General features: G+C 67.0%; 8 protein-coding genes. 5 read left to right on the top strand and 3 right to left on the bottom strand.

Going from position 1 to position 8,994, the window contains the following annotated elements; translation table 11 throughout:
• Nucleotides 1-91: IS3 family transposase (locus G3N92_RS35560; protein WP_339385770.1), on the top strand; the 91-nt coding region annotated here is incomplete at its 5' end.
• 442 nt (nucleotides 92-533) lie between these two features.
• Here G3N92_RS35560 and G3N92_RS27110 read toward each other — a convergent pair.
• The 3 genes from G3N92_RS27110 to G3N92_RS27120 form a co-directional block, all read right to left on the bottom strand.
• Nucleotides 534-1,991, bottom strand: a complete 1,458-nt coding sequence (locus G3N92_RS27110) for a UdgX family uracil-DNA binding protein (protein ID WP_206130668.1) — start codon at nucleotides 1,989-1,991, stop codon at nucleotides 534-536.
• Nucleotides 1,992-2,000: 9 nt separating this feature from the next.
• A complete protein-coding gene (locus G3N92_RS27115) occupies nucleotides 2,001-3,212 on the bottom strand; it encodes a putative DNA modification/repair radical SAM protein (protein ID WP_206130669.1) in 1,212 nt (403 codons plus the stop codon).
• Between the two features lie 231 nt (nucleotides 3,213-3,443).
• Complete coding sequence (locus G3N92_RS27120) at nucleotides 3,444-5,165, bottom strand: hypothetical protein (RefSeq protein WP_206130670.1); 1,722 nt, start codon at nucleotides 5,163-5,165, stop codon at nucleotides 3,444-3,446.
• A 354-nt stretch (nucleotides 5,166-5,519) separates the two neighbouring features.
• Between G3N92_RS27120 and G3N92_RS27125 the strand changes: the two genes are divergently transcribed.
• The 4 genes from G3N92_RS27125 to G3N92_RS27140 all read left to right on the top strand — a co-directional run.
• Nucleotides 5,520-7,682, top strand: coding sequence for a TonB-dependent receptor (locus G3N92_RS27125; RefSeq protein ID WP_206130671.1), 2,163 nt, complete (start codon nucleotides 5,520-5,522; stop codon nucleotides 7,680-7,682).
• Between the two features lie 9 nt (nucleotides 7,683-7,691).
• Nucleotides 7,692-8,381: a MotA/TolQ/ExbB proton channel family protein gene (locus tag G3N92_RS27130; RefSeq protein ID WP_206130672.1), complete on the top strand. Its 690-nt coding sequence runs from the start codon at nucleotides 7,692-7,694 to the stop codon at nucleotides 8,379-8,381.
• A 2-nt stretch (nucleotides 8,382-8,383) separates the two neighbouring features.
• The gene (locus G3N92_RS27135; protein WP_206130673.1) at nucleotides 8,384-8,782 is read left to right on the top strand and encodes a biopolymer transporter ExbD; all 399 of its coding nucleotides are present in this window, start codon (nucleotides 8,384-8,386) and stop codon (nucleotides 8,780-8,782) included.
• Between the two features lie 13 nt (nucleotides 8,783-8,795).
• Nucleotides 8,796-8,994, top strand: a 199-nt coding sequence (locus G3N92_RS27140; protein WP_206130674.1) for a hypothetical protein, incomplete at its 3' end; no start/stop codon positions are given.

An 8,994-nucleotide genomic window follows, 5' to 3' on the forward strand; every position in this document is an offset into this window, starting at 1 on the left:
CGACTACATCGAGGTCTTTTACAATCGAACCCGTCGCCATAGTCATCTTGGCGGCCTGAGTCCCGAGGCCTTTGAACAAGCCGCGGCGTGAGGGTCAGGCGTGTCTAGTGTGCTCTGGGCAGTCCACCGTTCAGCGAGGCAAAGGGATCGCCGTCTATCGTCAGGTCCCATTGCTTCAGATACTTCTCGAACATAGATTCAGCTTGCCAAGTTCGGGCTACGTCTACCAGTCAGACCAGAGCGTTCACACACACACGATAACAGACTCCAGGACACAGTCGACGTGCCGGTCCATCCCAGAGAGGCGTCATTCGTGGATCGCTTACGCTGGATCCATATCGGTAGCCCCCAAGTTCATCCCTGCCTTCGGTGTCGTCGGGCGCGAATCCGATCCGTGCGCCTTGGCAACCGAGCTGCCCGCACAGGTAGGAAATCGAACTGAATACGTCGGCGCCCCGCCAGCCGTTGTCGAAGCATGCCGTCCACTCGTTGCGTGTCGGCATAAACAGGAACCGCCTTCTTTCGACGCCGCGCTATGCGTGGCGGATGCGGCGTTCCGCCAGGTCGCGTGCAACCGCAAGCGCCCGCGTCAGATCGTCCAGCACCCGATTCCGCGCCGTGTCGTCCGGCTGGCGCAATGCGAACGACGGGTGATACGTGGCGATCGCCCACCTGCCGGCGATCTCGAACGGCGTGTTCAGGCCATCGCCAAGGCCGGTTTGCCTGCGCAGCAGCGCCGTCAGCGCCGTGGCGCCCAGCGCCACGACGACGGCCGGCCGGACCGTGTCCATCTCGCGTTCGAGCCAGTGCCGGCACGCTTCGATTTCTCGTTGCGCAGGTGTTTTGTGCAACCGGCGTTTGCCGCGCGGCTCCCATTTGAAATGCTTCACCGCGTTCGTCAGATAAAGCCGATCGCGCGACAAGCCCGCGCGCTCGATGGCGATATCGAGCAGTTGCCCGGCCGGCCCGACGAACGGCTGCCCGCTCAAGTCCTCCCGGTCGCCCGGCTGTTCGCCGAGCAGCATGATGCGCGCGTCGTTCGGCCCCGCGCCGCCTACCGCCTGCGTAGCGTTGTGCCACAAGTCGCAACGCCGGCACGCGTCCAGCGAGGAAGGCGGCTCGCGGGCCGGTTGCGCCGCGTCGGCGTCCACCGCGATCGCCTTGCCGTCCAGCGTGCCGACCCCGCTCGCCTGGGCGAGCCGCCGCGCGCCGCTTCGGGCCTCGCTGATCATGCCGGGAATCAGATGGGCCTCCGGCAGGCCTTTCCAGAAGCGCACCGGCATATGCTGCTCGAGCGCGGCCTCGTTCAGTCGCGCCGGGTTGAACGTGCTCCGGTAATACGCGATCCACAGCGCCTCGGCCGCGTCTTCGGTGTCGTGACGGCGATCGCCCGGCAACGCGCGGCGCGCGTCGAGATGCAGTTCGCGGCCATCCCAGCAGGCCGCGCCGCGAGGCGTGGCGATGAGCCAACTGGTGCGGCCCATGCGCTGCGCGAAGTGCTCGGCCGCCCAGGCGAGCACGTCGTGATCGGGTTCGTACCACGCCACGTATTCGGGCGCGGCCTGGGCGCCTGGCTGCTTTCGAAAGCGCACGTAGGCGATCATGTCGTGCCGCGCCCGGCGCACGCTCTTGGCCATGCGGTAGAGGCGCGCGCCGTCGCCATCGGCGGGCGACGCCACCGAGCGGTCGCCGCGATGCCAGCGCCACAGCACCTGGTACAGGAAGGCCCAACGCCGAGGATCGCGAAACGCCGCGGCATCCTTCAGCAGCGCGGCGAGCGTTGTCGACACCTGAACCTCGGCCCTGCGCGGCGGCGCGGCGGTCACGGCCGGCGCCGCCGGCGCGTAGTCGAGCGACGCTTGCTGCTGCGGCATCTCGGGCGCTTGCGCGAGCCGCCATTCAATCGACGCCGGCGGCAGCGTTTCCGCGAGCGCCGTCAGCGCGGCCTCGCGCCAGGCGTCGAAGCGATCCTCGATCACGATGGTGCGCATCGGCCGCCCTCACAGCAGCGCGAGTTGCACCGGCGGCGGCGCGAGCACGCGGCGCAGCGTGTCGGACGATGCGTCGTGCAGGGCGGCGCGGTAATCCTGCGTCACCACGAACGGCCGGATCTTCTCCATCGGGCAGCGCAGGCGCACCAGATCGTCGTAACGAATGCGGCGCGTGCGCCGCAGATCCACCAGCCGTTTCGCGTTGCGCATGCCGATGCCGGGCACGCGCGCGATCGCGCGAAGCGGCGCACGGTTGAGATCGACGGGGAACTGCTCGCGATGCGCCAGCGCCCACGCGAGCTTCGGATCGATGTCGAGCGGGAGATCCCCGCTGTCGCCGAACAGTTCGTTGGCCTGGAAGCCATACCCGCGCAACAGAAAATCGGCTTGATAGAGCCGATGCTCGCGCAGCAGCGGCGGCGCCTGCGCGGGCAGGGCGGAGGGGCTGTCCGGGATCGGGCTGAACGCCGAGTAGTACACGCGCTTGAGCTTGAACGCTCCGTAGAGCGATTCGGCCGTCTGCAGGATGGTGCGGTCGTTCGTTTGATCGGCCCCGACGATCATCTGCGTGCTCTGGCCCGCCGGCGAGAAGGGCGGCGCCTTCGCCTCGCTCTGCGCTTCTTCCTGCGCAAGCCGGATCGACCCCATCGCCAGCTTGATGGTGCGCACGTTCTTTTCCGGCGCGAGACGCGCGAGGCTGGCGTCGGTCGGCAATTCCACGTTCACGCTCAGGCGGTCCGCATAGCGGCCGGCTTGCGCGATCAGCGCGGGATCGGCGTCGGGAATGGTCTTGAGATGCAGGTAGCCGCGGAACTGATGATCCTCGCGCAGCGACTGCGCCACGCGCACCAGTTGTTCCATCGTGTAGTTCGACGACCGGATCACGCCCGAACTGAGAAACAGGCCGTCGATGTAATTGCGCCGGTAGAAATCGAGCGTGAGATCGACGACCTCCTCCGGCGTGAAGCGCGCGCGCGGCACATTGCTGGAGCGCCGGTTCACGCAGTATTGGCAGTCGTACAGACAGAAGTTGGTGAGCAGGATCTTGAGCAGGGAGACGCAGCGCCCGTCGGGCGTGAAGCTGTGACAGATGCCGGCGCCCGTGCTGGCGCCGAGCCCGGCGGCCCCGCGCGAACCGCGTTTGGGCGTGCCGCTGCTGGCGCAGGACGCATCGTACTTCGCCGCGTCGGCCAGCACTTCGAGCTTCTTTTGCAGTTCCACTTCGTCACCGATGCTGTATGTTTGTACAGTATTCTACGTAGGCAGACTGCGAGTGCAAGCGAAAAGTGAGCGGGTTTTCGGGGACGGAACCGAGCCGCTTGCGCGGCCCGGCATGCCGGGAATGGCCGCCCCCGGCCCGAGTTCCCTCCCGACACACTCGACATCCTCATGCCCCCGGCGCGCTCCGGCTCCGCCCGCCAGCGGCCGGAGCGCGCCTTCACGCGCGGGACCTCAGAACTTCGGCACCATCGCCACGCCGCGCAGCGCCTGGCCGTACGGCGCCGTTTGCATCACGCCGAAGCCGGAAGCCGAGCTGGCCGTCGAGCCGTTCACGTTCACCGTGATCTTCACCAGTTGGTTCGAATCGGCGCCCGCATCGAACGTGCTGCCAAGGCTGTTGCCGATCGTCGAGGTGGTGGCGTACAGCGTGAAGCTGCCGTCCGCGTTGACCTGGCCCGTCACGTTGCGCAGGCCGTCCGGGGTGGTGGTGTAGCTCGCGCCCTTGGTGCCGTACGTGCCGTTGGTATCCGTCACCGAATACGCGACGCCGAGGTTCAGGCCGGCCGTCAGGTGCGCGATCGGCGCCCACGTGCCGGCCGTCTTGCGATAGACCCACAGGCCGCCGCTGCCCGACACCTGATCGCCCGCCACGCCGTCGCCTTCGTCGGCCACGAACATCAGCGTCGAATCCGACGACGGGATCCACATGCCGAACGGATAGACGGTGCCCGTCACCTGGCTCGGCGTGGTGAGGTTGGTCAGGTTGGTGGCCAGCGCGGTCGGGAAGCCCGGCAGGATCGAGATCGCCGCGGTTTGCGGCAGCGTGCCGCCGTTGGCGAGCGCGCCGGCGGCGCCCACCTGGTAGACCGTGTTGACGCCGTTGCCGCCGCTGCCCTTCGAGGTGTACATGGTGCCGTCCGGGCCGACGTACAGGCCGCGGAAGTTGGCGTCCTTGCCCGTCTTGTCGGCGGCCTGGCCGATGCTCGCGATCGAGAAGCCGAACTGGTCGCCGGTCGCGCTGCCGCCCGTGATGCTGCCCATCGAGGCGAGCGAGCACGCGGTGCCGGCCGGCGCGGTGGCGTACGTGCCGGTGCCCGTGCCCGACTGGAACGCGCCGATCACCTGCGTGAAGGCGCACGGGCTGCCCGCGGCGATGCTTTGCACGCCGGTGGCCATCGTCAGCATGTCGAGCTGCGCCGTGGTCGGCTTCGGATTCTTGCCCGAGTTGCCGGCGTTGCCGACGATGTAATACATGCCGCCGGCCAGCACCGCGGCGCGGCCGTTGTTGCCCGCGAACGCGTTGGTGTTGGTGAACGACAGGCTGTTGTCGGCGAAGTTGAGCTGCGCGACGGTGCGGTAGGTCGGCGTGGCGACGTCGGTGTTGGTGGGGTCCACCACGCCCGGCGTGTTCGAGTTCGAGATGTCGATCTGGTCGATCGGGGTGTTGTAGCCCACGAACGTCAGCGATTTCTGATTCACCGACACGTTCATCGCCATTTCCGACTTCGACGCGAAGCTGGTGGAGAACGCCACGCCGCTCTTGGCGGCGGCGGCGGTCACGTCGAGCGTTTGCGACGGCGCGCTGGCGCCCGGCGTCCACTGGTCGAGGAACGCCTCGGACGTCACGCCGAAGTTCGCGTCGTTCGCATCGTTGGTGACGGCGTTCGGGAACGTGCCCGGCGACACGGCGCTGACCGGCGCGGCGTTGGTGGCGGTGGGCGTGGCGTTGTAGGGCAGCGTGCCCGTGACCGTGAACGACGGATCGTAGGCGGTGCGCGTCACCAGCAGGTTGCCGGCCGTGTAGTTGCTGGCCGAGGCGCTGGTGCTCGGCGCGGGCGTGCCCGAGGTGCTGCCCGTGGCGGCCGGCGTGGCGGAGTTGTCGTTGCCGCCGCAGGCGGCAAGCATCGAAACGATCGCGGCGATCGGCAACAGGCGGAGCGTGGTGTGGTTCATGAGTGTGGTGTCGCAATCAAGTGGGTTCGCAATGCGCGGCATCGAAAATGCATGCCCGACGGAAGATACGAAGACACCATGGCGTTCGGTTGAACGAACAATTACAAACTCGATGTTTTGCGAACGATTGGCAGAATGCAACTGGGTTGCATTATCTGAATGTGCCGTAAATCAAGGGGTTTTCGTGATCGATCGACGAATCATTCGTCTGATCTGCGCGCCTGTAATTGTCGCGAAAGGTGTTATGTCGTTTAGTAAGAACACGATCACATTCGGTTAATTGCGCGTGGTTACGATTCCGTCCAATTCGCAAGGTGTCCTTGCTTTTACACAGACGAAAAGGAACACGGAATCATGCAACGGGCAGGTAAGGGGCTCAAACCCAGGTTGGTGACGCAACTCGTGCTGGCATCGCTGGGCGCGATCGTCAGCCATGCCGCGTCGGCGCAAACGTCGGGCGATCTCGGTGCAGTGCAGAGCACGGCGGCGGGCGGGGCCGCCGCCGCCGCGCGCCATGCGCAAACGGCATCCGCGCAAGCGCCGTCGCAAGGTTCGCTGGCCGCGACGGAACCGAAATCGGTCATCAGCCGCCACTACATCGAGAACAGCACGGCGCCCACCGCCAACTACACCGACATCCTCGCGATCGCGCCGAGCGTGACCAACGTCGATCCGAACGGCTCGGGCCTGATGGAATCGCAGGTGCTCGGCATTCGCGGCTTCCAGGACGGGCAGTACAACGTCACGTTCGACGGCATTCCGTTCGGCGATTCGAACGACTTCACGCACCATTCCACCTCGTTCTTCACGAGCCGCGCGATCGGCGGCCTGTCGGTCGATCGCGGCCCCGGCGATGCCGCGCAGATCGGCTTTGCCACCTTCGGCGGCACGGTGGGGATTCAATCGATCGAGCCGTCGATGACGCCGAAGGCCACGCTGTTCGGTTCCTACGGCAGCTTCAACACCTGGCTGGCCGGCGCGCAGTTCGACACCGGCGACCTTCAGAAGTGGGGCGACGGCCGTGCCACCGTGGGTTACACGCAGAGCCGCAGCGACGGCTACCTGACCGACGCCGCGCAACGCCGCCGCAACGTGTTCTTCAAGCTCGAACGGCCGATCGGCGACAACACGCTGCTGACCTTCTTCGGCACGTATACCGACCTTCACCAGAACGTGCCGGTGGGCGCGACCGCCGCGCAGATCGCCCGGTTCGGCCCCGACTTCGCGTTGAACGGCAACCCGGGCAGCCAGTCGTTCCGCGGCTACAACTTCGACCGCATTCATACGGACTTCGAATATATCGGCCTGCACACGCTGCTCGGCGGCTGGACGATCGACAACAAGCTCTATACCTACGGCTATTACCACAACGGTTTCGGCGGCGCGGATCCGAACGGCGAGACGCCGAACGGCACGGCCTTCGGCGCGAACAACGTGCCGGGCACCGAGATGCACAACAACTACCGCGCGTTCGGCGACATCCTGAGCGCCGAGCGCCAGCTTGGCCCCGGCAAGCTGCAACTGGGCGCATGGGTCACGCATCAGTCGAACGATCGCGACAACGCCAATGTGGACGACACGCTGAACTTCGCGCTGCTGCAGCAGAACTACGCGATGCACGACACGCTGCTGACGTTCCAGCCCTACGTGCAGTACGCGTGGAAGCTGCCCTATGGCCTGACGCTGACGCCGGGCGTGAAATACGTGTCGTTCGATCGCAGCATCACGTCGCCGATGAACCAGAAGACGTCGCAGCCGGTGGACTTCAGCCACACCTGGCAGAAGGTGCTGCCGTCGGTCACGCTGCACGAGCAGATCTCGCCGAACTTGACGGCCTACGTGCAGTACGCGCAGGGCTTCCTCGCGCCGAACCTGAACGTGTTCTACGTGAACGATCCGGCCAGCGCGGGCCAGCCGAATCCGGAGCAGACCGACAACTACCAGATCGGCACGACCTACCGCAGCAACCGCATGACGCTGTCGGCCGACATTTACTACATCAACTTCCGCAACGCCGTGACGAGCCGCACGGTCGGCACCAACGTGGTGTTCTCGAACGCGGGCGGCGCCGTCTACAAGGGCGTCGAAACGGAAGGCACCTACCTGGTCGGCCACGGTTTCAGCCTGTACGGCAACCTCACGCTCAACTCGGCCAAGCAGAAATCCACCGGCGACTGGATGCCGAACGCGGCCAAGATGACCGCGGCGGCGGGCCTGCTGTACGAGCGCGGCCCCGTCAACGGCTCGTTCATCACCAAGTTCGTCGGCCGCCAATACGGCGACACCGGCAACAGCCAGCCGATCGGCGGTTATGCCGTGACCAACCTCGCGGCCGGCTACACGTTCGCCAACGTCCTGCCGTGGATGCACAACACGCGTCTCGGCTTCGAGATCGACAACCTGTTCAACCGCCGCAGCATCGACGCGCTGGCCGGCTACACCGCGCAGGACAGCACGCCGCTGTACTGGACGGTGCCGGGCCGGGCGTTCGTGGCCACCTTCACGACCGATTTCTAAGGATCCCGTATGTCGATCGATCAACTGCTTCATGTCGCCAACCATTCGGGCGGCGTCCTCTACGTGATCGCGGCGATGCTGTTCGTCGCGCTGACCGTGATCGTCGAGCGCAGCGGCTATCTGCTGCGCGCTTCCACCGGCGCGAGCCGGGCGCTGGCGCGGCTCGATGCGCTCGATGCGCCGGGGCCGGCCGCGCTCGGTCAACTGGCCGCGCAGTTCCGCGGCACGCCGATGGCGACGCTGTTCGCCACCGCCGCGCGGGCTCCGCGCGAGGCGGGCCGCGAGGCGCTCGACGCCAGCCTCGAGGAGGCGATCATGCGCGAGGCGCCGCGCGTCGACCGCTTCCTCTGGGTGCTCGACACCATCGTCACGCTCGCGCCGCTGCTGGGCCTGTTCGGCACCATCGTGGGCATGTTCAACGCGTTCCAGGTGCTGTCCGATCCGGGCAACGCGCCCACGCAGGTGACGGGCGGCGTGGCCGAGGCGCTGGTGGCCACCGCCTCGGGCCTGTTCGTCGCGATGGTCGGGCTGGTGTTCTTCAACGGCCTGCACAACCGCGTGCGGCTGGTGGTGCATCAGCTCGACATCCTGAAGAAGGCGCTCGTGAACCGGCTCGCCGGGTTGCCGGTGGTGCTCGAACCGGGCGAAGCCGGCGCAACCGGCGATGCGACCCGCGCGCCGGCCCCCCGGGAGGCCTGACGATGCGCTATTTCGAGGCCCGCAAGGCGCGCATCGAGATCATCCCGATGATCGACATCATGTTCTTCCTGCTGGTGTTTTTCATCATGATCACGCTGCACATGATCCCCAATGCCGGCGTGCGCACGCAGTTGCCGTCGAGCGCCAGCGCCGCGAGCCTGCCGCCGCCGGCCGTGACGGTTGCGCTCGAGCAGGACGGCGCGGTGTCGGTCGACGGCCGCACGCTGACGCCGCCGCAATTGACGGCGCTGCTGGCCGCGCGCCCCGATCCCGCGCAGCTGGCCGTGACGATCGCCGGCGCGAAGGATGCGCAGTTGCAGAAGCTGCTCGCGGTGATGGATGCCTGCCGCGCGGCCGGCGTTTCGCATATCGCGCTGGCGGCCCAGCCGAGCGCGCACTGACGGAGCGAGACCGATGATTCGATCCGTCCCGGCATCGGCCGGGCGAGGCCGGCTCGCGCGCTCGGCGGCGATCGCATTGGCGATCGAACTGCTGATGGCGGGCGGCGCGGCGGCCTGGCTGATGCGGGCGCAGCCCCACGAGCCGCAGCGCGCGCCGCCGCCGCCGATGCAGATTGCGCTGGCCGCGCCGCAAGTGCCGCAAGCGCTCAAAG

Source organism: Burkholderia sp. Ac-20379 (genome assembly GCF_017104645.1).
GTDB lineage: Bacteria > Pseudomonadota > Gammaproteobacteria > Burkholderiales > Burkholderiaceae > Burkholderia.